The sequence below is a fragment of the Phaeobacter sp. SYSU ZJ3003 genome, assembly GCF_041300735.1.
GTDB classification, from domain to species: domain Bacteria; phylum Pseudomonadota; class Alphaproteobacteria; order Rhodobacterales; family Rhodobacteraceae; genus Phycobacter; species Phycobacter gallaeciensis_A.
This window is the reverse complement of record NZ_PXNU01000023.1, coordinates 63047-86030: the sequence shown is the minus strand read 5'-3', so window position 1 is coordinate 86030 and position 22984 is coordinate 63047. Positions and strand designations below refer to the sequence as shown.

Genomic DNA, 22984 nt, shown 5'->3' with positions numbered 1-22984 from the left:
TCACGCCCAAACTCAAAGTGGTCTACTTTTGCGCCGCCCAATGGTCGGTTTTTACTCCGCCGTTGACAGCACAACGAATTCCGCGTGCAAAGCTCCCGCTGCTTTCAGGCTTTTGAGAATATCGATCATGTCACGAGGCGAGACGCCCAGCGCATTGAGGCCAGCGACGACTTCGGACAGAGACGTGCTTTCCGGAACCTCGGCCAGCTGGATGCCCTCTTCCTCTTCGATGGCAGCTCCGGTGCGCGGCACGACAACCGAGTCCCCATTGCCGAACGGGTTGGGCTGCACCACCAGCGGTGCTTCTTCGATCCGGAGGGTCAGATTACCCTGAGCAACGGCCACCCGCGAGATCCGCACGTCGCTGCCCATCACGATGGTGCCCGACGCCTGGTCAATGACCACCCGCGCCTTGCGCTGCGGCTCGACAAGGATGTTTTCGATACGGCCAACCGCGTGGGCGGTGGAGCGCGCACGGGTACGCTGGATATCCACCTCAACCGTGCCAGAGTCCCGCATCAGGGCAACGCTACGGCCGAATTCAGCGTTAATGGCCCGTTCGATCCGTCCTGCGGTGGTGAAATCCGGTTCACGTAGCGCCAGACGCATCGACGAAAGAGAGGACAGATCGAAATCGATCTCCCGCTCAACCCGGCCACCTGCCGGGATCACACCAGCGGTCGGCACGCCCTGCGTCACACTGGCGGCCTCCCCCTCGGCGACGGTGCCACCGGCCAGGATGGTCCCCTGAGCCACGGCATAGATCTGACCGTCGGCCGCATTTAGCGGCGTCATGATCAGGGTGCCGCCCATCAGGCTTTTTGAGTCGCCAATGGCCGAAACCGTCACATCGACGTTGCCGCCAACCCGCGCAAACGGTGGCAAAGTTGCCGTCACAAACACTGCGGCCACGTTCTTCGGACGGAATTGTTCGCCCGTCACGTTAACGCCCAGGCGCTCCAGAATGTTCGACATGATTTCTTCGGTGAAAGGCGAATTGCGCAGACCATCACCGGTGCCATCCAGCCCCACAACCAGGCCGTAACCAACCAGATCATTGCCGCGCACCCCACCAAATTCCACCAGATCCTTCAACCGGATCGCGCTGGCCTGAGCCATCGCAGGCAGAAGCAGACAGGCGATGAGGAGACGTAGAAATTTCAACATTACATGTACCTCAGCAGCGACAGTTGGGAACTACGCGAGGTCACCGAGTATAGGCTTTCCAGCTGCAGCTGAGCTTCTTCTAGGCGTGTATGCGTTTCATAGGGGTCCGCGTTGATCAGGTTGTTTTTGGCGATGCTCAGACTGGTTTCGGTCGCGGTGTTGCGTGTACTCACGCGCTCCAACTGCCCTTCAATAAAGCCGATGCTAGCCTGTTTATCGATGAGCTGTTCGGTGCTGTTGAGCAGTTCAGTCCCAGTCATCTTGGCAAGCTCAACCTTGGTGGTGTCGCTCAACCCCAGCGCGCTTTCGTTGACCAGAGCCGCGATGGCAAAGCTTTGCAGCGGGTGCTTCAAAGCAGGATCATCGGCACGCAACGCAAGCGATACGGTTTCCCCATCGGCGACCTCGACCGGTGACAGATCCTTGGTGGAGCCCACATACATGGCATCGTCAAACCCCATCGGATCGGCGAACCAATCCTTTACCGCCTGCACGATGTCCGTTGCGCTTGTCAGCCCCGAAACCTCGGACACCAGTTCGGTCATCAGCGTACCTGCATCATTCAGCGGCGAGGTAGAGGTGGCGGTGCCGGCAAACAGGCTGCGGCCACCAGCCCAAGAATTCAGCTTGCTGATGGCATTATCCAGCTGGATCCGTCCTTCCGCACCGAAACGTTCTGCATCGTCAGGCTTGAGCGTTGGCGTCAGGCCCAGCAAATTGTCACGCATGGTCTGAGCCGAAGATTGAATGAGTTCCAGGCTGCCCTGCATGCCCGTTGCAAAAAGCTTTGCCTCGTTGGTGGCAATCACATGGCTTTCCAGGCGGGTCAGGTTGGTTTCGATATCGGAAAGATACGTGAAATCACCACCCAGTCTGGCGGTAATATCGGAGAGTTTCCCGCTGGCAAGCTCTTGCCCCAGCCTTTCGATATCCTGCTTCAGCTCGGCGTTGCGGTTACGCAAGAACATATGCTGCGCCATGTCGCCATAGGACTTAATAATCATTGATCAGATCCCCAGAATAGTTTCCAGCAGGCCATCCACGACGGACAACACCTTGGCATTTGCACCATAGGCTTTTTCATACAGCATCAGGTTCTGCAGCTCGGCATCGGTATCGACACCAAAGCTCGCCTCGGTCTGGGCCATTTCGGTATAGCTGGCTGCCGCAAAGGTCAGCGTGTTCGACGCGCTGTTGTCGTCGCGGGCAAACCGGGACAGCAAGACGGAACTCAGCGTCGAGGCATCGCCACTGACACTGCCAAGACCTGTCGAACTCAGAGAACGGTTTTCCTTCAGGGCCTCTGCGTAGCCATTGATCAGACTACCGTCACCGGGATCACCCTGCGTGGCTGCATAAAGCCCGTCCCTGAAACGCCAGGTTTCCGCCTGACCATCCATGGCAACCAGATCATTCAGCTCCAGTCGGCCGGAAATCCCAACCGTGTCGGCGCTATCGAAGAAGTTGCCACCATCAGTGAAGATACCCGCATCCGTGGCGCCGATCGTGGAATCGAGTGCCGGATCCTGGAACCGTTCGATCAGATCGCGGGCATAGGCATCAAGATCGTCCTGCGCCTTCACGGCCAGCACGTCACGGACCTGGAACTGAGCAACCAGTGTACCGCCTCGGATGGGGCCGTTTGCGCTTGTGCTGATCGGTTTGCCATTCACCTCAAGCCCTGACAACAGCCCGTTGTCCTGGGTCATATGAGGCAGCATGTCACTTTTGGGAGAGAAGCTGAGCTCAGAAGCTTTACCCTCCAAGAGCGCAGTGCCACCGGAGGAATAGAGCGCGATCCTGCCACCATCCCGGTTGATAACATTAACCGGGATGATCGCGTTGATTTCATCAACCAGCATGCTGCGTTGGTCAAGCAATGTCGTGGTGTCGGCCCCCGCAGCTTTGGCCACGACAACGCGGGCATTCAGCTTTTCAAGCTCCTTCAGGGTGGAATTCACCTTGTCGACCTGAATACCGATCGAGGTATCGGCCTGAACCCGCATATCGCGGAGCCCGTCAGCCGCGTCGGTGATCGAGCGGACCAGAAGGTCCGCCTTCACCGCCAGATCATTCAAACGCGGCGTGGAGTCGGGCCGAGACAACGTCTCGACCAGACTGCCGTCGAAGTTGGCCATCTGCGATGCGATCGAAGATTCATCGTCAACGCTGCCGACAAGGCTACTCATCCGCGCGTAAAAAGTCGCGTTGACTTCAGCCACGGCATATTCAGCCTCAGAATCGCGGCGCGCAGAGACCACCCCCGGATCGACCATGCGCTGGACCGCACCGATTCTCACCCCCGGAGAGTAGGCATTCGCATTCAGATCCAGTGTCCGCCGCGTGTAACCCGGGGTCAGCGCGTTGGCGAGGTTCTCGGACACGATCTGTGAAGATCGCGACGCAGCATTCAATCCGCTCATCGCGGAGTTAATTGCACTTGTGATAGACATGATCAGCCTGCTCTTTCTAAGCCGGGGTCATTGCGCATCAGCGCGTTAACGCTTGATGTTGGTGGTTTCCTGAAGCATCTCGTCGACGGTCTGGATAACCTTCGCGTTCGAGGAATAGGCCCGCTGCGTCTGGATCATATTGGTCAGCTCACCCGCCACATCGGTCGAAGATTCCTCACGCGTGAAGCCAGCAATTTCACCGGTGGGTCCATCGCCCGCATTCCACAGGAAGAACGCACCGCTATCTGCTGACGGGAGGAAGGTCTGATAGTCCAGCGACACCATCCCATTGGGGTTAGGCATATCGACCAGCGGGATCTTGTAGAGGATGCGGCTTGCGCCAGTGCTATAGTTGGCCCGCACAAAGCCAGACGTGTCTACATCAACCCCAAGCAAGTTACCCGCAGTCGCACCATCCTTGGTGATGGTCGCGGGGGCAAAGGTATCGGAAACCTGGGTGAAACCATCATTTTCACCGATCAGGCCGATATTGATTTCGATCGGGCCGCCATCGACAGTAACGATAACACTACCGGTCGCAGCATCATACGCACCACCGCTCACATCAGTTACCGAAGCCAGATTGCCGCCATCGGTGCGACTGTCGTCAAATTCCAGAGTATATTCACCCACAACCGCGCCGCCGCTGGCGGTATCTTTGATGGTCATCGTCCATTGGTTGGATTTACCGGTCGCGGGCACCGTCGGAGTGAACTCGATATCCAGATTTTCCGAGGATCCAAGGTTGTCGAAATACTCGATCGACAGGGATTCAACCCCTGAGGTTGCGCCAGCCTCCGTCGCTGTCGCAGGCAGGTTGGCACCAATCTGCATTTTGGTTGTCGGCTCGCCGACCAGCTGGTTCTTATTCAGATATATCGGCTCCAGACCATCGCTCGAGTCCACAGCGCCGGCCAAGGTGTTCCCGGCAGCATCTGTCGGCCATCCAAGCAGTGCCAGCCCCGATTCCGTTGCGAGATAGCCATCGGAATTCATGCTGAAGGATCCCGCAGTGGTCAGCCGCATCGACGGCGCGCCATTACCTGCTGCAATTTCCGAAAGGGTCGTCACAGGCAGGAAGCCACCGCCGTCGCGCACTGCCAGGTCTGTCGGATTATCTGTCGTCACCAGGGGGCCGCGCTGATCAATCAGACGCACATTGGTGGTTCGCACACCGCCCGCACTATAGGCACCGCCAGAGGACCCCGCCACGATCGAATGGAAATCCGTCTGGACGCGCTTGTAGCCAGCGGTAGAGGAGTTCGCGATGTTATCGGAGATGGAGGCCAGTCGGCTGGCATTCGCGCCGAGCCCGGATACACCCGCATATAGCGACGAAGAAATGGTCATAGCACGCCTTTCTGCTGCTTCAAATTCTTGATGCAATAGCTAGCGCACGAGCACTTAACGGGCGGCTAACAGATAAAATCCAATCTATCTGTCGCCGCCCGGTGGTGGTTAATTGTCATGTTTTACTTGCGCAAAAGGGTGATTTCGACGCGGTTGTTGCGAACCCGCATGGGGTTTTCAACGGCCAGAGTACGATCGGCATAGCCTGTGATCCGATGGATTCGGTTGGATTTCAGACCACCCGATTCGAGTAGCTGGCGGGCGGCATCAGCCCGGGCGTGCGACAACTCCCACACCGGGTTCTTGGCAAGCACCACAGGCTGGGACCGGATGTGCCCCCCAATGGCGATACCGTTGGCCACCGTACCGCTAACCCGGGCCACCATGCGCACCAGATCGCGGAACAAGGGCGTCGGTTCTGCTGTACCATCTTCGAACAGCGCTGCGTCTTCGGTTTCGAACAATTCGATGATCAGACCTTCGTCGGTGACCCGTGTCACGATATGGCGCGCCAGGTCGGTCGAGACCATGCTTTCACCGCCAAGCCCTTTCAGCTCCTCTTCGACGACCCGGAAAACCTCCTCTTGGGCGGACTGCTCGCTTGCATCCATTAGCCCGGTCGCGCCTTGAGCCTGCCGCGCATTTGTCGGGTGTTCGTCCGTCGCGCCAATGCCGCTTTGCGGTTTGACGTCCTCGGTGAACATGCTGTCCCCGCTGAACGCGCCGTTGCCGCCACCGGAGACCCGGCTGAGCGGAATGGACGGCGAGAAATAGTCAGCCAGACCTTTGCGCTGCTTTTCAGTGGTCGCATTCAGGAGCCACATCAGAAGGAAGAATGCCATCATCGCGGTCACGAAGTCGGCGTAGGCCACCTTCCATGCACCGCCGTGATGACCATCGCCACCACCTGACTTTTTCTTCTTGATAATTATCGGAGCTACATTGCTTTGAGCGCTCATTTCAACCACCACTTTTTTTCACCCACAATCGGGGTATCAGGCAGTGTGTTAATCAGATCTTAACAGCTAAAATTGGCTGCTATTAAGACATCTAAACAAATGATTTAAGGGCATAAATGTGGTTTTCAGGGGTGAACCGAGACGACCCCAAGTCAACGATGTGGCAGCTTTGTGGCGAAGGTGTGGCGGAGGTCTGACCCCGCCACAAAAAGGGCGGGATCAGAAGGGTGTTTCAAGCGCCCAAAAGGATGTCGCCGAATGATTCGCGCAGCTTGTTCTTGAGCACTTTGCCGGTGCCGCCCAGCGGCAGATCATCGGTAAAGACCACGCGGTCCGGAATCTGCCAGCTCGCAACCTTGCCTTCGTAATGCGCCAACAGCTCTTCTTCGGTCAGACTTTCGTCGGAACGCACCGCGATGACCACCGGACGTTCATCCCACTTGGGGTGCCGAGCCGCGATGGCAGCCGCCTGAGCGATCTTGGGGTGGGACATGGCGATGTCTTCCAGTTCCACCGTCGAGATCCACTCACCACCCGACTTGATGATGTCCTTGGACCGGTCGCGGATGATCATATAGCCATCGGCATCGATGGTGGCGACATCGCCGGTATCGAACCAGCCATCCATGGTCAGCGCGCTGGTGTCATGGCCAAAGTAGGTATCGATGATCCAGTGACCGCGGATCTGCAACTCGCCCTGGGTCTCGCCATCCTCGGGCAGGCGTTTGCCCGCCTCGTCCACGATGCGCAGTTCGACACCATAGGGCGGACGCCCCTGCCCTTCGCGGATCTTGCCCTTTTCCTCGACGCTCAGGTCGTCGTGTTTCTGCAGAAGGTTGTTGAGCGTACCCAGCGGGCTAGTTTCGGTCATGCCCCAGGCATGGATCAACTCCACCCCGTATTTGTCGCGGAAGGTCGGGATCATAACCGTCGGCAGGGCTGAGCCACCCACAACGGTACGCTTCAGGCTTTCGGCCTTGCTGCCGGTCTTCTCCAGCGCCTGCAACAGCCCCATCCAGATGGTCGGCACGCCCAGCGCAAGGGTGACCCGCTCGCCATCGATCAACTTGACCAGGCTTTCCCCATCAAGATGCGGCCCCGGCAGAACCAGCTTGGCGCCTACAGCCGCTGCAATATAGGGAACACCCCAGGCGTTGACGTGGAACATCGGCACCACCGCCATCACCGTGTCGCGCGCCGAGATCGCCAGCCCGTCCGGCTGGTTGCCGCCCATGGAGTGCAGCACTGTGGTGCGGTGGGAATATTGCACGCCCTTGGGGTTGCCCGTGGTACCCGAGGTATAGCACAGGCTCGACGGCGTGTTTTCATCAAGGTCGGGCCAACTGTTGTCATCGCCTTCGGCGGCCAGCAGTTCGTCGTAGAACAGGATGCCTGGCACGGCCTCGGCGGCCGCCTCATCCCGCGGCCCCATCAGCACGATGTGTTTCAGCGTTTTCAGGTGCTCTTTCAGCTTGCCCACCGCAGGCACAAAGGTGGCGTCGATGAACAGCACCTGATCCTCTGCGTGGTTGATGATGTAAATCAGCTGTTCCGGCTTCAGGCGCGGGTTGATCGTGTGACAGATCATCCCGCCACCGGAGACACCGAAATAGATTTCCAGATGGCGGCGGTTGTTCCAGGCGATGGTGCCGCAGCGCTCTCCTGCCTTGATGCCAAGACGCTTCAGCGCGGCGGACAGTTTGCGGGCATTCGCCTCGATCTCACCCCAGTTGGAATGCACGACCTCGCCCGAGGTTTCGACCGAAGTCACGGTGGTGTTGCCGTGGTACCGGCCCGCGTGTTCGATCAACGAGCTGATCGTCAGCGGTTTGTGCATCATCTTGCCAAGCATTTTGCCTTGCTCCTCCAAAATTCACTCGGCGGCCAGAGCCGCCCGGTTGCGGATCAGATCCGCGGCTTTTTCTGCGATCATGATGGTCGGTGCGTTGGTGTTGCCCCCGATCAGCCGCGGCATGACCGATGCATCCACAACGCGCAGGCCCTCCATGCCGCGCACTTTCAATTCCGGATCGACGACCGCCATTTCGTCCTGCCCCATCCTGCAGGTACCCACCGGATGATAGATCGTATCCGACCGCGCGCGGATGTGCTGCTCCAACGCTGCGTCATCCGGCTCACCTTCGATGAACAGCTCCTTATGGATGTAGCCCTGCAAGGGCGGCGTCTGCATGATCTGCCGGGTCTTGCGCACGCCCCTGATAAGGGTGGTCAGATCCTCGGGATCGGACAGGAACTGCGGATCGATCCGCGGCGGCGCCATCGGATCGCCCGAGGTCAGCCCGACCGAGCCACGCGATTTAGGCCGCAGCACGCAGATATGGCAGCTGAAGCCATGCCCCAGATGCAGCTTGCGGGCGTGGTCATCGACGATGGAAATGACGAAATGCAGCTGCACATCGGCGCGCTCCAGCGTCGGATCGGTTTTCAGAAACGCCGCCCCTTCGGCAAAGGGCGTCGCCAGCATCCCCTTGCCAGTCTTGCGCCAGTCGTTGATGTGTTTCAGCAGGTTGACACTGCCCGGCAAAGAGATCCCGAAATTGTCCCGGTCCTTGCTTTTGTAGGCGAGGGTGAAATCGAGATGATCCTGCAGGTTCTGCCCGACGCCGGGCAACTCGTGCACCATACCAATCCCATGCGGCGTGATATCCTCCGGGCGCCCCACCCCCGACAGCTGCAAAAGCTGCGGTGAATTGAAGGCGCCACCGCAGAGGATCACCTCGCGCCCGGCGTTGACCGTAAGATCCTGCCCGCCCTTCCGGTACGCAACGCCGGTGGCACGCTTGCCCTGAAACAGCACCTTGGTGGCGTGAGCGCCGGTGATCACCGTCAGGTTCGCGCGATCCATTACCGGGTGCAGATAGGCGGCCGCGGCCGAGCAGCGCTCGCCATTCTTCTCCGCCGCGTGGAACTGCGTCACCTGATAAAGGCCGATGCCTTCATTATCTCCAGTATTGAAATCCGCCGTCTCGCGGATCTGCAGCGCCTTGCCCGCCTCGACAAAGGCGCGGGTGATGGGGCGCGGGGATTTCTGGTGACTGACCTGCAGGGGGCCATCACCGCCATGCACCGCATCGCTGCCAGCTTCGTTGTTTTCGGCGCGCTGGAAATAGGGCAGCACGTCACTCCAGCCCCAACCATCACAGCCCAGCGCTGCCCATTCATCATAGTCACCCGCATGACCGCGCACATATAGCATGGCGTTGATCGCACTGGAGCCGCCCAGCGCCTTGCCGCGCGGCTGGTATCCCTTGCGCCCGTTCAGGCCCGGCTGCGGCACAGTCTCAAACGCCCAGTTGTTGATCTTGGGACGACCCGGCAGCATGGCAACCACCGCCGCCGGTGCGCGTACCAGAATGCTGTCACCGCGCCCGCCTGCCTCCAGCAGGCAGACGCTGGTGTTCGGATCCTCGCTGAGCCTCGAGGCCAGAGTTGACCCTGCTGAACCGCCCCCCACAATCACATAGTCGAACTGCATCGCTCCCCTCCCAAGGCTGCATCCTGTTCCAAGGTGAGCGCAGGAAGGGGCATCCTGTCCACGTTTACTGTGCGTAAACCATGATTGCGCGGATCCTGGCTTAACTACCTTCGCGCGCGCCGGTCACCGGGCGGGCCGATGTCGCATAGCGCTCCGAGGCTTCGTAATAGTCGTCAAATCCGATCCGGCGGCGCAGCTCCATGAAATCCATCAGGTTGCTACGTGGCTGACCCACTTTCATCTCGGCCAGCGTCTGCATCATTGCCTGCATCGCCGAGGCCATCAGCGACAGCGGATAGGCTGCGATACGATACCCGATCTCCTCCAGCGCCTCGGGCGGCAGGTCGGGGGTTTCACCGCCTTCGACGATATTGGCCATATTGGGTGCGTCCGTTGCCGCGCAGACCTCGCGCATCTCCGCCTCGGACCGGGGCGCCTCGACAAAGATGATATCGGCGCCCAGCTCGCGGAACTTCTGCGCGCGGGTCAGCGCCTCATTCAGCCCGTGATCATGACGGGCATCGGTGCGCGCAAGGATCAGGATATCCTGACCTTCCTCACGTGCATCCACGGCGGCGCGGATGCGGTCATAGGCCTCTTCGCGGCCCACCACGGCCTTGCCCGGTGTGTGACCGCAGCGTTTAGGTGCCAGCTGATCCTCGATCATCACGGCGGCGCAGCCCGCATTCGCCATCCCCTGTACCGTGCGGCGCACGTTCATCGCATTACCATAACCGGTGTCCCCGTCGGCAATCAGCGGCATGGAGATCGCCCCGGCGATATTGCGGGCCTGATCCAGCACTTCGCCATAGCTCATCAGGCCCAGATCCGGCGCCCCGATCCGCGAGGCAGAGGCGCCAAAGCCAGTCATGAAGGTCAGGTCGAACCCGGCCTGTTCGATCAGCTTGGCAGACAGCGCATCATAGGCGCAGGGCATGGTGTGAAGGCGGGGCTGCGCAAGAAGGGCGCGCAGGCGGTCAGCAGGTGTCGTCATGTCACTCACAATTTGAAGGGAATATAAAGGGCAAGGTCGGGCACCAGATAGAGCAGCACCACACAGAAGAACATCAGGAGCAGGAAGGGGATCGCCCCACGCGCCACATCGCCAAGTGTGGCGCGTGCCACGGCCTGGATCACGTAAAGGTTCAGTCCCACCGGCGGCGTGATCAGGGCCGCCTCGACCATGACCACCATGAAGACGCCGAACCAGATCGGATCAAAGCCCAGCCCCATGGCAGCAGGCAGCAGCACCGGGGTCATGATCAGCACCATCGACAGCGCCTCCAGTACCAGCCCCATCACCACGAGGATACCGGCCACCAGTAGCACGAACATCACCGGGCTGGACACCGCGTCCGAGATGAAGGCGCTGATTTCCTGCGGGATGCGATACAGGGTGATCGCCTTTCCGAACACCTTGGCACCCGCGATGATCAATAGGATCGCGACCGTGGTCGCCATGCTGTCCACCGCCGCCTCCCAGAAGGCTTTCCAGGTCAGCGTACGCAGGACCAGAGCGGTGATGACCACGGCAAAGGCAAATCCGATGGCCGCAGCCTCGGTCGGGGTAAAGGCACCGGAATAGATGCCCGCCACAACCACGGTGGCCAACGCAATCGACGGCAGCGCCCGCAGGGTGGCGCGGCGGCGTTCGGTGCCGGTCGCCTTTTCACTGCGGCCCATGCCCTTCATCGAGGCATAGATCATCGAATAGCCCGCAAACAGCACCAGCAGCGCCAGACCGGGGCCGACACCGGCCAGGAACAGGGCAATCACCGATTCCTCGGTGACGAAACCGTAGATGATCATCGGGATCGACGGCGGGATCAGGATCCCCAGTGTGCCGCCAGCGGCCAACAACCCGTAGACAAAGCGCCGCTCGTAGCCGCGGTTGATCATTTCCGGGATGGCAACGGTGCCAATGGTAGCGGCCGTCGCCACCGAAGAGCCGGAGATCGCGGCGAACAACCCGCAGGAAATCACCGTCGCCACGGCCAGCCCACCAGGCCAGTGGCCGACCCAGGCCTGCACGGCGGCATATAGATCACGCCCAACGCCGCCTTTCAGCAGCACATTGGACATCAACAGGAACAGCGGCACCGCCAGCAGAATGAAGCCATCCAGAGTGGAGAGGATCGCCTGCGGCGCCATCAGCGGAGAAAACCCGCCAAGGATCAGCATCGACAGCCCGAGCCCACCAAGCGCAAAGGCAACCGGCACACCAACAAGCAGCAGCGCGAACAGGGCGAAAAGGATCAGGAAAACCGTCATTATTCATGCTCTCCTTCAGCCGCGATATGCCCCTGCGCCGCGCGCCAGACCTCGATCACGGATTGCAGCAGCAGCACCGCAAAGCCGAAGGGCAGCGACAGTTCGACGTACCACATGGGCATGTCCAGCATGGTGCCGGTGGTGCGCCCGCGCATGAAACTGTCGTGGAAAATCTCATATCCGTAGACCAGCACGACAGCGGAGAACACCGCCACCACCGCCATGGCAAAAACATCCGCACCGATCCTGGGACCACGCGGCAATCCGGAGATCACCGCCGTGATGCGGATATGGCGCCGTTCGCGCAGGCACCAGGGCGCCGCGATCAGCGATCCCCAGATCAGGCAGAACTGGCTCAGCTCCGCCGCCCAGATGGTGGGGCGGACAAAGAAATAGCGGGCCATGACCTCATAGGTCAGCATGACCCCCGCAAGAACAAAGAGGACCGCCGCCACAAGGGCCAGCGCGGTCACGAACCTGGCAAAAACGTGCATGGAATTTCCCGAAGAATAAGATGGACCGGCCCCGGATGCGGCGCCGGTCCGTGACTGTCAGGCTCAGAACTTCTCGGCAGCAGACAGGATTTCTGCGCCCAGATCACCGGCCTTGGCGCGGAAACCGTCATAGACGGGCGCGGCAGCCTCTTTCCAGGCGGCGATCTCTGCGTCGGTCGGTTGGTACACCGTCATTCCGGCCTTTTCTGCCTCGGCATAGGCGGCAGCCTCGATCGCGGACATCTCGTCCCGTACCGCGATTTCAGCCTTGCGGGCGGCATCGGCCATGATTTTCTGATGCTCAGCCGACAGACCATTCCACCAGTCGGTGTTGGCCACGACGATGAATTCGATATCGGCGTGGTTGGTGACGGTGATAGTGTCCATGACCTCCCACAGTTTGCGGGATTTCACGCCCGAAACACCGGTCATGCCGATATCAACGGTGCCGCGCTGATAGGCCAGATACTGCTCGGAGCCGGAAATCAGCGTCGGCGCGCCGCCGGTCGCAGTGACGAAATCACCCAGCGTCTTGCCGAAGACGCGGGCCTTTTTGCCTTCCATATCAGCAGGCGTTTTCACCGGACCGTCCTGGGACAGCATGATCGCGCCGCCATAGGCCTGCCACCACAGAACCGTGGCCCCGGTATCAGCGATGGCCGCATCGATGGGTCCGCGCACCGGGCTGTCCGGCGCAACGGCCTTGCGCACCTTTTCCTCTGAGTTGAACAGGAACGGCATATAGAAGACATCCACCGCGGGAATATCCCCGACATAGCGCGTCAAGGAGGCCACGCCCATCTCGATGGCGCCAGAGCCAACAGCGGCAGGCACTTCCTTGTCCTTGTAAAGCTGCGCGGAGTCGTAAATCTCCACCGCGATGTCACCGTTCGAGGTCTTTTCGACCTCTTCCTTGAACATCAAGAGGTTCTGGCCAAGGTGGCTTTTGAGCGGCAGCTGCAAAGAGATACGTGCGGTCACATCCGCAGCAAATGCGGGCAGTGCAGTGCACAGCGCCAGCGCGGCGCCGGTCAGCGTCGAAGTCAGTTTCATGAATTTTCCTCCCGTTAATAAAAGAATGTTCCATCAAGGACTTACCTTTGGTCAAGGAAAATGCCGGGGGCCTGCCGGGTGCGATAGTCGAACTTTGAAAAATTAATACAATTCAATTATTTGACTGGTTTTGCAGCTCAAATTTTTTTGGAAAGGCCGCATCCAAAGCGCCCTCAGCCGGGCGATAACGCGCAGCGGCTGCAGCAAAAAGAAAGGCGCCGCGCAAATTGCGCGACGCCTTTCTTTTTGCCGGGCCCAACGGGAGAGGATCCTCCCGCAGGGGATCCGATCCGGGCGGGAGCGCCCCGCTCGAGGCGTATCCGGACCTCAGCCCAAGGTATTAGCCCAGAACCGCTTTCACGGCCCGCGCGGTTGCCGCAACCACGGTGTCGGCCTCTTCACGGGTCAGGCAGAAGGGCGGCGCAAAGCCCAGGATATCACCCTGCGGCATGGCGCGGGCAATCACCCGGTCCTGCTCCAGGAGCTTGGCCGAAATCTGCGGACCGATCTTGTCCGCCGCGTCAAAGAAGGTGCGGCTATCCCGATCCTTCACGAATTCTACCGCACAGAGCATGCCTTCGCCGCGGATGTCGCCGACATGGGCATGATCGCCCAGCGCGTCCTTCATCGACTGGTTCAGGTAGGCGCCAACGCTGCCTGCGTTTTCAACCAGATTCAGTTCATCGATCAGCTTGAGGTTGGCAACGCCCGCCGCAGCACCGATGGGGTGCGCCGAATAGGTCCAGCCGTGGCCGATGGGGCCGTTCTCATCGGTGCCCTGCTCCAGCACCTTCCAGACCTTGTCGGATACGATCGAACCGGACAGCGGCGCATAGGCCGAGGTTAGGCCCTTGGCGATGGTGATGATATCCGCTTCCAGCCCGTAGTGATCGCTGCCGAACATGGTGCCGAGACGGCCAAACCCGGTGACGACCTCATCCACGACCAGCAGGATGTCGTGCTTTTTCAGCACGGCTTGGATCGCTTCCCAGTAACCGGCGGGGGGCGGCACGATGCCACCGGTGCCCAGAACCGGCTCACCGATGAAGGCGGCGATGGTGTCGGCACCTTCGCGCTCGATCAACGCCTCCAGCTCGGCCACGCAATGGGCAACGAACTGTTCTTCGGTCTGGTTCTGATCCTCGCGGCGGAAATAATAGGGCGCATCGGTGTGCACCACCTGCGCCAGCGGCAGGTCGAATTTCTTGTGGAACAGCTCAAGCCCCGTCAGCGAGCCGGTGACCAGCCCAGAGCCGTGATAGCCGCGCCAGCGCGAGATGATCTTCTTCTTCTCGGGGCGACCCAGAATGTTGTTGTAATACCAGATCAGCTTGACGTTGGTTTCATTGGCGTCCGAGCCGCCGAGGCCAAAATAGACCTTGGACATATTCGAAGGCGCCCGGTCCAGGATCATCTTCGACAGGGTGATCGAGGCCTCGGTGCCATGGCCCACGTAGGAATGGTAATAGGCCAGTTCGCGCGCCTGATCTGCGATGGCTTCGGCGATTTCCTGACGGCCATAGCCCACGTTCACGCAGTACAGCCCGGCAAAGGCGTCCAGCAGCTTGGTGCCGTCGCGGTCTTCGATATGCACGCCGCTGGCGGTCTTGATCACCCGGTTCGGGCTTTCACCGCGCGCGTGCTGCGCCAGATGGGTCGAGGGGTGAAAGAAGTTGTCGCGGTCCCATTGGTCCAGTTGATCGTTTTTCAGCATATCTAGTCCTTCTGCGTTTCCCGGTGCCCGCACGGCCCGGGTGTGATCGTTTGATATTCAATTGCCCGGCACGGGGCCCGTCATGCCCAGTCGCGGCAGACGTATTTGACCTCGGTGAATTCTTCCATGCCCAGACGCGCACCTTCGCGACCCAGACCGGATTGCTTGGCGCCGCCAAAGGGGATCGGCGCACCGGTCACCTTGGTCCGGTTCACGGCCACCATGCCGAATTGCAGCGCCCGCGACAGCCGGTAGATACGGCGCGGATCCTGCGTATGCACATAGGCCACCAGCCCGTATTCGGTGTCATTGGCACGCTGGGTGATTTCCTCTTCGCTGTCAAAGGGGGCCACCGGCGCCACCGGACCAAAGGTTTCCTCGTGCATGATCTTGGCATCCTGCGGCACATTGGTCAGCACGGTCGGCTGATAGAACAGCGGCCCCATGGCATGGCGTTCGCCGCCGCAGGCCAGTTTGGCGCCCTTCTCAATCGCGTCGCGCACGTGTTCTTCCTGCTTCGCCACGACCCGGTCGTGCATCAGCGGCCCGATGTCCGGGTCGTCCATGCCTAGACCAACGGTCAGTTTCTTGGTCGCCGCCGTCAGCCGTTTGCAAAACTCCGGGTAGACGCTGCGCTGCACGAAGATCCGGTTAGCGCCGAGGCAATCCTGACCCGAGGTCGCGAACTTCGCCTTCATGGTCTCTTCGACCGCCTGATCAAGATCGGCATCTTCAAAGACGATCACCGGTGCGTGGCCGCCCAGCTCCATCACCAGCCGCTTCACCGTATCGGCGCTTTGCCGGTACAACAGCTTGCCCACTTCGGTAGAGCCGGTGAAGGACAGCGCCCGCACACGAGTATCTTCGGTCCAGGGTTTGACCACAGTGGGCGCATCGCCGGTGACGACGTTGAACACCCCGGCAGGCACGCCCGCGCGTTCGGCCAATTCGGCCAGGGCCAGAGCGCTGAACGGGGTTTCCGCCGAAGGGTGCGCCACAACGGTGCAGCCCGCCGCCAGCGCCGCCGCCGCCTTGCGCGTCAGCATTGCGGAGGGGAAGTTCCACGGCGTGATCAGCGCCACCACGCCAACCGGCTCGCGCCACAGCTCGACCTCGGCATCGGGCAGGTGGCTGGTGACGCCTTCGATGTTCGGACGCTTGGCCTCTTCGGCGTAGAACTCCACAAAGCCCGCGCCGTAGTCGATTTCGCCCATCGCCTCGGACAGGGGTTTACCCTGTTCCAGCACCATGATCCGGGCCAGATCCTCCTTATGATCGAGTTGCAGCTGATACCACCGGCGCAGGATGGCCGAACGTTCCTGCGGCAAAAGCCCCGCCCAAGCGGCGAAAGCATTCTGCGCGGCATCGACCGCAGCAGAGGATTCTTCTGCCGAAAGGCTCGCGACATGGCCAACCACATTTCCGGTTCCGGGGTCCTTCACGGCAAAGGTATTGCCATCTTCGGCCGTCTGCCACCGGCCATTCACATAAGAAAATGAACGGACTAGCGTTTTGTCCGCGATATCGCTGCGGGCAGAAAGGGCGGTGTCGGCCATGGCAAATCCTCCTGAAGTTCAGGAGGACATTCCTCTGCCAGACCCAGAAACAGTAGCCAAAGTTCCCCCATGAAGGAGAAGATTCAGCTGCCAGCCCCCCGTCCCAGCAAAATATCCAGCGGCGGACCGCCCGGACCTTTGACCGGTTTGGTCACAATATAGGTGAAATAGCGCGACAGGCCGATGCGGGCATCCAGCATCGAATCGATCAGCCGCTGATAAGCATCGATGTCATGGGTGACGATCTGCATCAGATAATCGAAGCCGCCGCCCAGCGCCCAGCAGGCCGTGACCTCATCATAGCGCTGGATCGCAAGCTCAAACGCCTGAAACCGGGCCGCGGTGTGATCCGCAATTTCCACCGCCACAAACACCGTTATATGCGGTGCCAGTTTGCGCAGGTTGATGCGGGCGCCGTAACCTTCGATCAGCCCGGCCTTTTCCAGCTTGCGCAGCCGGTCCCAGCACGGTGTCGGAGACAGGCCGATGCGTTCGGCCAGGGCCGCTTTGGTAATGCGCCCCTCCTGCGTCAGCACGCGGAGAATGGCGATATCTCGGTCATCAAGACGTATCATGCGTCAGGGCTGTATCACGGGTGTGATCACTGGAAAAGCGCCCCGCGAATCTGTGAACACTGCGCCACCTGCCGTGCCGGAGAGAACACAGGTGACCGCGATACCGGCGTAGGTTCTACTCTGGACCAAAACTGTCCAAAGATTCGCCGGTTGTGCACAACAATCACGCAACCTGCCGCTCACGACGTCGCAATTGCCGATTATGCGTGTCGTTTTGAGCAAATCCTTTGCCGCGAATAGATCGGAATCGGATGATGTACTCATCTACAAAGATTAAAGTCCCTATTTCCGACACCCCTTCTTTGATCAGAGGTCCCCATGCCACTGGAACATGCTCCGTTTACTGAGGGCGAATACGCCCGCCGCATCGCCAAGACCCGCAAAGCCATGGAGGCTGCCGGGATCGACGTTCTGTTCGTCACGGATCCGTCCAATCAGGCCTGGCTGACCGGCTATGACGGCTGGTCCTTCTATGTGCATCAGGGTGTCATCCTGGGGCTGAATGGTGATCCAATCTGGTGGGGCCGCACGATGGACGCCTTTGGCGCCCTGCGCACCGTCTGGATGGAAGAGCGCAGCGTCATCGGCTACGACGACCGCTATATCCAATCGACCACCTGCCACCCCATGGAAGATCTGGCCGCGCATCTGACCCGGCTCGGATATGGCAAGGCCCGCGTCGGCGTGGAAATGGAAAACTACTATTACTCTGCCAAGGCCCACGCTGTCCTGCAAAAGAACCTGCCCAACGCCAGCCTGCATGACGCCACCGCGCTGGTGAACTGGCAGCGTGCGGTGAAGTCCGACGAAGAGCTGATGTTCATCCGCCGGGCCGCCCGCATCACCGAAAACATCGTCAATCTGGCCATCGAACGCGCGCGCCCCGGTCTGCGCAAGAACGAGCTGGTCGGCGACCTGCTGCAAGCCGGCACCTACGGGGTTGGCGAAGACTGGGGTGATTACCCGGCCATCGTGCCGCTGACGCCCTCGGGCCTGGATGCCACCGCCGCGCATATGACCTGGGACGGGCGCGAGATGCAGACCGGCGAGGCAACTTTCTTTGAACTCTCTGGCTGCTACCGCCGTTACCACGCGCCGCTGTGCCGTACCGTGCACCTGGGCCAACCGCCGCAGGAGATGCTGGACGCTTCTTCCGCGCTGAACGAAGGGATCGAGGCCGGGATCGAGGCTGCAAAGGCCGGCAACCGCGCCTGCGACATTGCCAATGCCCTGAATGGCGCCCTGAAAAAGGCCGGAATCGACCGCAACGGACGCTGCGGCTACCCGATCGGACTCAGCTACCCGCCGGACTGGGGGGAGCGGACCATTTCGCTGAGGGACACCGATGAAACTGTGCTGATGCCGGGGATGACCTTCCACTTCATGCCCGCGCTCTGGATGGACAGCTGGGGGCTTGAGACCACCGAGACGATCCTGATACGCGAGAACGGACCAGCCGAAGCCCTCTGCGATGTGGAGCGCAAAATCTTTGTGAAAGACGAGGTTCTGAATGACCTTCCTGCCCCGAACGACGGATTTGTTGGGAGAACTCATCGCGCAACCGACCGTGTCCGCGAGCAGCAACCTGACATTGATGTCGCTATTGGCGGACCGGCTGGATAGCGCAGGCGCACAGGTTCATCTGTGGACCGACGACACCGGCAGCAAGGCCAATCTTTTCGCCACCATCGGTCCTGATACCGATGGTGGCATCGTTCTCTCGGGCCATTCAGACGTGGTGCCTGTGACCGATCAGGACTGGTCCAGCGACCCCTTCCAGATGGTGGAGCGCGACGGCAAACTGTTCGGCCGTGGCACCTGCGACATGAAGGGTTTCATCGCCGCAGCAACCGCGATGGCGCCGCATTACGCGGCGCTGAACCCATCCCGGCCGATCCACTTCGCCTTCACCTATGACGAAGAGGTCGGCTGCTTTGGCGCGCAGGCTCTGGCCAAGTCGCTGAAAGAACGGGAGATACGCCCCTCGGTCTGCATCGTCGGAGAGCCTACGATGATGCGCATCATCGAAGGCCACAAAGGCTGCTATGAATATTCGACCCACTTCACCGGGCTCGAAGGACACGGATCCGGGCCGGATCTGGGGGTCAATGCTGCGGAATACGCGGCGCGCTATGTCGCCCGCCTGCTGGAGCTGAAGGACGCCCTGCGCGCCCGCGCGCCCGAAGGCAGCCGGTTCGAACCGCCCTGGACCACCATCAACACCGGCGCGCTGGTCAGCGGCCACGCGCATAACGTGATCCCCGGCAAGGCGCGGGTCGACTGGGAAATGCGCCCGGTGCAGAAATCCGATGCCGACTTCGTCAAAGAAGACCTGCACCGGCTATGTACTCACTCCCTGATCCCGCAGATGCAGGCGGTGTTCCCCGAGGCAGGCATCGTCACCGAGGTCATCGGAGAGGTCGACGGCTTGGAGCCAGTGACCGACAACGAGGCCCGCGAGATCCTGCAGGAGCTGACCGGGGCAAATGGCGCCGATCTGGTGGCATTCGGCACCGAGGCCGGAATCTTTCAAGGGCTTGGTATGAATGTCGCCGTCTGCGGACCGGGATCGATCGAACAGGCGCATAAACCCGACGAATACGTCTCGCTCGACCAGCTGTCGCAATGCCTCGGGCTGCTCGAAGGGCTCTCTGCCAAACTGGTCTGAACAGATATTTGCGCCGACGGGCGGGGACAGGTACACAGGCACCCAACCAAGGGAGGCCTCCAATGACCTCATCCTCGCCCAACATGGCGCTGGATCTCGACAATGCCGACTATAGTGCCCGTGACCGGTTCGAACTGATGCACCGGGAAATCCGGGATCGCATCTGTCTGCTGGATTATGCGCCCGGAACCCGCCTGTCGGAAACCGAACTGGCAGAGGAATTCGGCGTCAGTCGCACCCCGCTGCGCCGGGTTCTTGCCCGGCTCGAAGACGAAGGGCTGGTGCAATCGGTACACGGCGTAGGCACCTTCGTCACCGATGTCAACCTTGAGGAACTAGCGCAAACCTACCAGCTCAGGATGGAACTGGCCGGCATGATGGGCCACATCATGCCCCTGCCGCCCTGCGACGCGCTGCTTGCCGAGTTTCGCGCCCTGTCGGATCGCTCACAATCCCTGTTGCAGGACCCGGCCCCGCGCGAATTTGCCCGGCTGATCACCGATTTCTTCCTCGCCACGCTGAAACTGACCGGCAATATGCCGCTGCGCACCACGGCCGAGCGGCTCTATTACCAGACCTCGCGGATCTGGCTGACCTCGGTGATCGATTCCGTCATCGACCTGTGCGATGAAATGCGCATCTTCGATGGCGAGATCAGCACTGTCACCGCGGCGCTGGAGGCTGGCGACCTTCAGGCTGCCGCGATGCTGCAACAGGCTCATATCTCGATGAGTTTCAGCCGCATGAGAGCTGGATAAAGACTGCCGGGCCGAATGCTTTGGCAGGTTTCCTATTTGGCTGACCTGCCTTAAACCCCATGTTAGCAGAAATATCGTCCAGTGCTGCCCGACACCAAGGGCGGGGCTGGGCTACAGTTGAGTTCAGAGGCTTTAGCCCCTATTTCGGCAGAAAGGCGGGCCGCGCGCCCTGCCCAGACAAAGGACCGCTCCATTGGCCAATCATCTTTACAAAAACGACCTGCCGGACGGGCTTGACCTTGGCCCGGTTGTTGCAATCGATTGTGAAACCATGGGGCTCAACCCCCACCGCGACCGGCTTTGCGTGATCCAGATGTCCGGCGGTGACGGCAACGCCCATATCGTTCAGGTCGAAAAAGGCCAGAGCGAAGCACCGAACCTCTGCCGGATGCTGGAAGATCCCAATGTGCTGAAGCTGTTCCACTTCGGGCGTTTTGACATCGCCGCCATGTACCACGCCTTTGGCGCGCTGGCAGCGCCGGTCTACTGCACCAAGATCGCAAGCCGCCTGATCCGCACCTATACCGACCGCCACGGATTGCGGAACCTGTGTCAGGAGCTGATCGGTGTCGATATCTCGAAACAACAGCAGATGAGCGACTGGGGTGCCGAAACCCTGACCGAAGCGCAGCTGGACTATGCCGCCTCGGACGTTTTGCACCTGCACCGCCTGCGTGAAGAGCTGGACAAACGTCTTGCCCGTGAAGGCCGCACCGACATGGCGCAGGCCTGTTTCGACTTCCTGCCGATGCGCGCGCGCCTTGATCTGGCGGGCTGGCCCGAAACCGATATCTTTGCGCACTCATGAGCGGGTCGGAACACTTCCTCGCCACGGCGCGTCAGGTCGTGACCGACGAAGCCCGCGCACTGGATGCGCTGGCTGCCGGTTTTGACGAGCGGTTCGCCGATGCGGTGCGCCTGATCCTGAAGGCCGAAGGGCGTGTGATCGTCAGCGGTATCGGCAAATCCGGCCATATCGGTCGCAAGATCGCAGCCACATTGGCCAGCACCGGCACACCTGCCCATTTTGTGCATCCGGCCGAGGCCAGCCACGGCGACCTTGGCATGCTGTCCAAGGGCGATGTGGTTCTGGCCATCTCCAACTCGGGCGAAGCGCCGGAGCTGGCCAATCTTCTGGTCTTTACCCGCCGCTTTGACATTCCGCTGATCGGCCTCTCCAGCAGGCCGAAAAGCACCCTGATGACCCAAGCCGACGTGCAGCTGGAAATCCCGGCCCTGGGCGAGGCCTGCGGATACGGGATCGTGCCGTCGATTTCGACCACGCTGACGCTGGCCATGGGCGATGCGCTCGCCATTGCCATTATGAAGCACCGCGATTTCCGCCCCGAGAACTTCCGCGATTTCCACCCCGGCGGCAAACTCGGTGCGCGCCTGTCCAAGGTCCGCGACCTGATGCACGGCGGAGACGCCCTGCCACTGGTCGCTGAAACCAGCCCGATGTCCGAGGCGCTGCTGGAAATCAGCCAGAAGGGATTTGGCGTGGCCGGTGTCACCGGTGCTGAGAACGCCCTGACCGGCATCATCACCGACGGCGACCTGCGCCGCCACATGGACGGGCTGCTGAGCCAGACCGCTGCCGATGTCATGACCTCCTCGCCGACAACCATCGGCCCCGACGCCCTCGCCGAAGAGGCGCTTGCGGTGATGAATGCCCGCAAGATCACCTGCCTGTTTGTGGTGGATGCTGCACAGGGCCCGCAGGCACTGGGCCTGATCCACATCCACGATTGCCTGCGCGCGGGCCTCGGCTGAACCGCAACGCCAAAAAGAGAAAGGGGACACCGGATGGACCGCTATTCGCGCACAGTCGCCTATCTCAAGGTGCTGCTGCCACTGGCCGCGCTGGCGCTGCTGTCGACGCTGTTCCTGATTTCGCGCGGCGTCGACACCGAGGCGGTCATCCCCTTTGCGCAAAAGGAGATCGAGGAACGCATGCGCGGGCAGCAGGTTACCCGCCCCTTCTTTTCCGGCACCACCGCGCAGGGCGATGAGATCATGGTGATGGCCTCGGTTGCTCAGCCCAACAGTGACAGCGGCGGCGCCACGGCCACCAATCTGCAGGCCGAAATCCGCATGGCCGAGGGCGGCCGCATGACGTTGGTCTCTGACAGCGGCGCGGTGCATCCCGATCAAGGTCTCGCGCGGTTCAGCGGCAACGTCAAACTGACATCTGCGGATGGTATGACGGTTGAGACCGAACTACTGGAAACCGCCCTGGACGGAGTGCGCGCAGAAAGTCCCGGACCGGTTCATGCCACGGGCGCCCTTGGCGTTCTGACTGCGGGGCAGATGCTGGTGACGGCAAAAACCGAAGGCGGACCGGTGCAAATGGTATTCAAAAACAGAGTCAAGCTGGTATACGATCCCAATACTAAAGAAAGATAGCCCGTGTTCAGATTGCCCACCTTGCTGATTTGCCTGTCTTGCACCCTTGCATCGGTTGCACCGG

20 protein-coding genes are annotated in these 22984 nt (G+C 60.7%); 6 read left to right on the top strand and 14 right to left on the bottom strand.

Translation table 11 applies throughout. The features are described from left to right. Nucleotides 1-51: 51 nt before the first annotated feature. The 14 genes from C6W91_RS10485 to C6W91_RS10420 all read right to left on the bottom strand — a co-directional run bounded on the left by C6W91_RS10485 (nucleotide 52) and on the right by C6W91_RS10420 (nucleotide 17085). Nucleotides 52-1167, bottom strand: coding sequence for a flagellar basal body P-ring protein FlgI (locus C6W91_RS10485; RefSeq protein WP_370570792.1), 1116 nt, complete (start codon nucleotides 1165-1167; stop codon nucleotides 52-54). Further along, on the bottom strand, nucleotides 1167-2171 hold the full coding sequence (locus C6W91_RS10480; protein WP_065272120.1) for a flagellin: 1005 nt from the start codon (nucleotides 2169-2171) through the stop codon (nucleotides 1167-1169). The genes C6W91_RS10485 and C6W91_RS10480 overlap by 1 nt, the downstream gene beginning before the upstream one ends. 3 nt (nucleotides 2172-2174) lie before the next feature. Beyond that, on the bottom strand, nucleotides 2175-3620 hold the full coding sequence (flgK, locus tag C6W91_RS10475; protein ID WP_065272119.1) for a flagellar hook-associated protein FlgK: 1446 nt from the start codon (nucleotides 3618-3620) through the stop codon (nucleotides 2175-2177). A 45-nt stretch (nucleotides 3621-3665) separates the two neighbouring features. Continuing rightward, complete coding sequence (locus C6W91_RS10470) at nucleotides 3666-4970, bottom strand: flagellar hook protein FlgE (RefSeq protein ID WP_065272118.1); 1305 nt, start codon at nucleotides 4968-4970, stop codon at nucleotides 3666-3668. 122 nt (nucleotides 4971-5092) lie between these two features. Then, nucleotides 5093-5929 carry a flagellar motor protein MotB gene (locus tag C6W91_RS10465; RefSeq protein ID WP_274837893.1) on the bottom strand — a complete coding sequence of 279 codons (837 nt, stop codon included), beginning with the start codon at nucleotides 5927-5929 and terminating at the stop codon, nucleotides 5093-5095. Nucleotides 5930-6161: 232 nt separating this feature from the next. Then, nucleotides 6162-7781, bottom strand: a complete 1620-nt coding sequence (locus C6W91_RS10460) for a long-chain-fatty-acid--CoA ligase (protein WP_274836088.1) — start codon at nucleotides 7779-7781, stop codon at nucleotides 6162-6164. Between the two features lie 21 nt (nucleotides 7782-7802). Beyond that, on the bottom strand, nucleotides 7803-9425 hold the full coding sequence (locus C6W91_RS10455; RefSeq protein ID WP_274837892.1) for a GMC family oxidoreductase: 1623 nt from the start codon (nucleotides 9423-9425) through the stop codon (nucleotides 7803-7805). A 100-nt stretch (nucleotides 9426-9525) separates the two neighbouring features. After that, the gene (locus C6W91_RS10450) at nucleotides 9526-10419 is read right to left on the bottom strand and encodes an oxaloacetate decarboxylase (protein ID WP_065272114.1); all 894 of its coding nucleotides are present in this window, start codon (nucleotides 10417-10419) and stop codon (nucleotides 9526-9528) included. A 5-nt stretch (nucleotides 10420-10424) separates the two neighbouring features. Then, the gene (locus C6W91_RS10445; protein WP_274837891.1) at nucleotides 10425-11696 is read right to left on the bottom strand and encodes a TRAP transporter large permease; all 1272 of its coding nucleotides are present in this window, start codon (nucleotides 11694-11696) and stop codon (nucleotides 10425-10427) included. Then, nucleotides 11696-12190 carry a TRAP transporter small permease gene (locus C6W91_RS10440; protein ID WP_274831695.1) on the bottom strand — a complete coding sequence of 165 codons (495 nt, stop codon included), beginning with the start codon at nucleotides 12188-12190 and terminating at the stop codon, nucleotides 11696-11698. Before C6W91_RS10440 ends, C6W91_RS10445 begins: the two co-directional genes overlap by 1 nt. A 63-nt stretch (nucleotides 12191-12253) precedes the next feature. Beyond that, on the bottom strand, nucleotides 12254-13243 hold the full coding sequence (dctP, locus tag C6W91_RS10435; protein ID WP_274836083.1) for a TRAP transporter substrate-binding protein DctP: 990 nt from the start codon (nucleotides 13241-13243) through the stop codon (nucleotides 12254-12256). Between the two features lie 340 nt (nucleotides 13244-13583). Further along, the gene (locus C6W91_RS10430; RefSeq protein WP_065272111.1) at nucleotides 13584-14957 is read right to left on the bottom strand and encodes an aspartate aminotransferase family protein; all 1374 of its coding nucleotides are present in this window, start codon (nucleotides 14955-14957) and stop codon (nucleotides 13584-13586) included. Between the two features lie 80 nt (nucleotides 14958-15037). Next, nucleotides 15038-16513: an NAD-dependent succinate-semialdehyde dehydrogenase gene (locus tag C6W91_RS10425; protein WP_274829366.1), complete on the bottom strand. Its 1476-nt coding sequence runs from the start codon at nucleotides 16511-16513 to the stop codon at nucleotides 15038-15040. 83 nt (nucleotides 16514-16596) lie between these two features. Continuing rightward, nucleotides 16597-17085, bottom strand: a complete 489-nt coding sequence (locus C6W91_RS10420) for an Lrp/AsnC family transcriptional regulator (protein WP_065273657.1) — start codon at nucleotides 17083-17085, stop codon at nucleotides 16597-16599. Between the two features lie 321 nt (nucleotides 17086-17406). Between C6W91_RS10420 and C6W91_RS10415 the strand changes: the two genes are divergently transcribed. The 6 genes from C6W91_RS10415 (at nucleotide 17407) to lptC (ending at nucleotide 22920) form a co-directional block, all read left to right on the top strand. Then, nucleotides 17407-18711, top strand: coding sequence for a M24 family metallopeptidase (locus tag C6W91_RS10415; protein WP_368981697.1), 1305 nt, complete (start codon nucleotides 17407-17409; stop codon nucleotides 18709-18711). Beyond that, entirely contained in the window at nucleotides 18599-19756 is a 1158-nt protein-coding gene (argE, locus tag C6W91_RS10410) for an acetylornithine deacetylase (protein WP_274836080.1), read from the top strand. The genes C6W91_RS10415 and argE overlap by 113 nt, the downstream gene beginning before the upstream one ends. A gap of 62 nt (nucleotides 19757-19818) precedes the next feature. Continuing rightward, nucleotides 19819-20514 carry a GntR family transcriptional regulator gene (locus C6W91_RS10405; protein ID WP_274837889.1) on the top strand — a complete coding sequence of 232 codons (696 nt, stop codon included), beginning with the start codon at nucleotides 19819-19821 and terminating at the stop codon, nucleotides 20512-20514. 193 nt (nucleotides 20515-20707) lie between these two features. Beyond that, a complete protein-coding gene (locus C6W91_RS10400; protein ID WP_274836079.1) occupies nucleotides 20708-21322 on the top strand; it encodes a ribonuclease D in 615 nt (204 codons plus the stop codon). Beyond that, complete coding sequence (locus C6W91_RS10395; protein WP_274837888.1) at nucleotides 21319-22287, top strand: SIS domain-containing protein; 969 nt, start codon at nucleotides 21319-21321, stop codon at nucleotides 22285-22287. The genes C6W91_RS10400 and C6W91_RS10395 overlap by 4 nt, the downstream gene beginning before the upstream one ends. Nucleotides 22288-22320: 33 nt before the next feature. After that, nucleotides 22321-22920, top strand: a complete 600-nt coding sequence (gene lptC / locus C6W91_RS10390) for an LPS export ABC transporter periplasmic protein LptC (protein ID WP_065272105.1) — start codon at nucleotides 22321-22323, stop codon at nucleotides 22918-22920. Nucleotides 22921-22984 lie beyond the last annotated feature (64 nt).

What these genes read in the sequence shown, in the direction of transcription:
- C6W91_RS10465 (WP_274837893.1), bottom strand. Translation starts at nt 5,929, where the DNA reads ATGAGCGCTCAAAGCAATGTAGCTCCGATAATTATCAAGAAGAAAAAG.
- lptC (WP_065272105.1), top strand. Translation starts at nt 22,321, where the DNA reads ATGGACCGCTATTCGCGCACAGTCGCCTATCTCAAGGTGCTGCTGCCA.
- flgK (WP_065272119.1), bottom strand. Translation starts at nt 3,620, where the DNA reads ATGTCTATCACAAGTGCAATTAACTCCGCGATGAGCGGATTGAATGCT.
- C6W91_RS10485 (WP_370570792.1), bottom strand. Translation starts at nt 1,167, where the DNA reads ATGTTGAAATTTCTACGTCTCCTCATCGCCTGTCTGCTTCTGCCTGCG.
- C6W91_RS10430 (WP_065272111.1), bottom strand. Translation starts at nt 14,957, where the DNA reads ATGCTGAAAAACGATCAACTGGACCAATGGGACCGCGACAACTTCTTT.
- C6W91_RS10450 (WP_065272114.1), bottom strand. Translation starts at nt 10,419, where the DNA reads ATGACGACACCTGCTGACCGCCTGCGCGCCCTTCTTGCGCAGCCCCGC.
- C6W91_RS10455 (WP_274837892.1), bottom strand. Translation starts at nt 9,425, where the DNA reads ATGCAGTTCGACTATGTGATTGTGGGGGGCGGTTCAGCAGGGTCAACT.
- C6W91_RS10425 (WP_274829366.1), bottom strand. Translation starts at nt 16,513, where the DNA reads ATGGCCGACACCGCCCTTTCTGCCCGCAGCGATATCGCGGACAAAACG.
- C6W91_RS10440 (WP_274831695.1), bottom strand. Translation starts at nt 12,190, where the DNA reads ATGCACGTTTTTGCCAGGTTCGTGACCGCGCTGGCCCTTGTGGCGGCG.
- C6W91_RS10460 (WP_274836088.1), bottom strand. Translation starts at nt 7,781, where the DNA reads ATGCTTGGCAAGATGATGCACAAACCGCTGACGATCAGCTCGTTGATC.
- C6W91_RS10445 (WP_274837891.1), bottom strand. Translation starts at nt 11,696, where the DNA reads ATGACGGTTTTCCTGATCCTTTTCGCCCTGTTCGCGCTGCTGCTTGTT.
- C6W91_RS10405 (WP_274837889.1), top strand. Translation starts at nt 19,819, where the DNA reads ATGACCTCATCCTCGCCCAACATGGCGCTGGATCTCGACAATGCCGAC.
- C6W91_RS10415 (WP_368981697.1), top strand. Translation starts at nt 17,407, where the DNA reads ATGCCACTGGAACATGCTCCGTTTACTGAGGGCGAATACGCCCGCCGC.
- C6W91_RS10480 (WP_065272120.1), bottom strand. Translation starts at nt 2,171, where the DNA reads ATGATTATTAAGTCCTATGGCGACATGGCGCAGCATATGTTCTTGCGT.
- C6W91_RS10395 (WP_274837888.1), top strand. Translation starts at nt 21,319, where the DNA reads ATGAGCGGGTCGGAACACTTCCTCGCCACGGCGCGTCAGGTCGTGACC.
- dctP (WP_274836083.1), bottom strand. Translation starts at nt 13,243, where the DNA reads ATGAAACTGACTTCGACGCTGACCGGCGCCGCGCTGGCGCTGTGCACT.
- argE (WP_274836080.1), top strand. Translation starts at nt 18,599, where the DNA reads ATGACCTTCCTGCCCCGAACGACGGATTTGTTGGGAGAACTCATCGCG.
- C6W91_RS10470 (WP_065272118.1), bottom strand. Translation starts at nt 4,970, where the DNA reads ATGACCATTTCTTCGTCGCTATATGCGGGTGTATCCGGGCTCGGCGCG.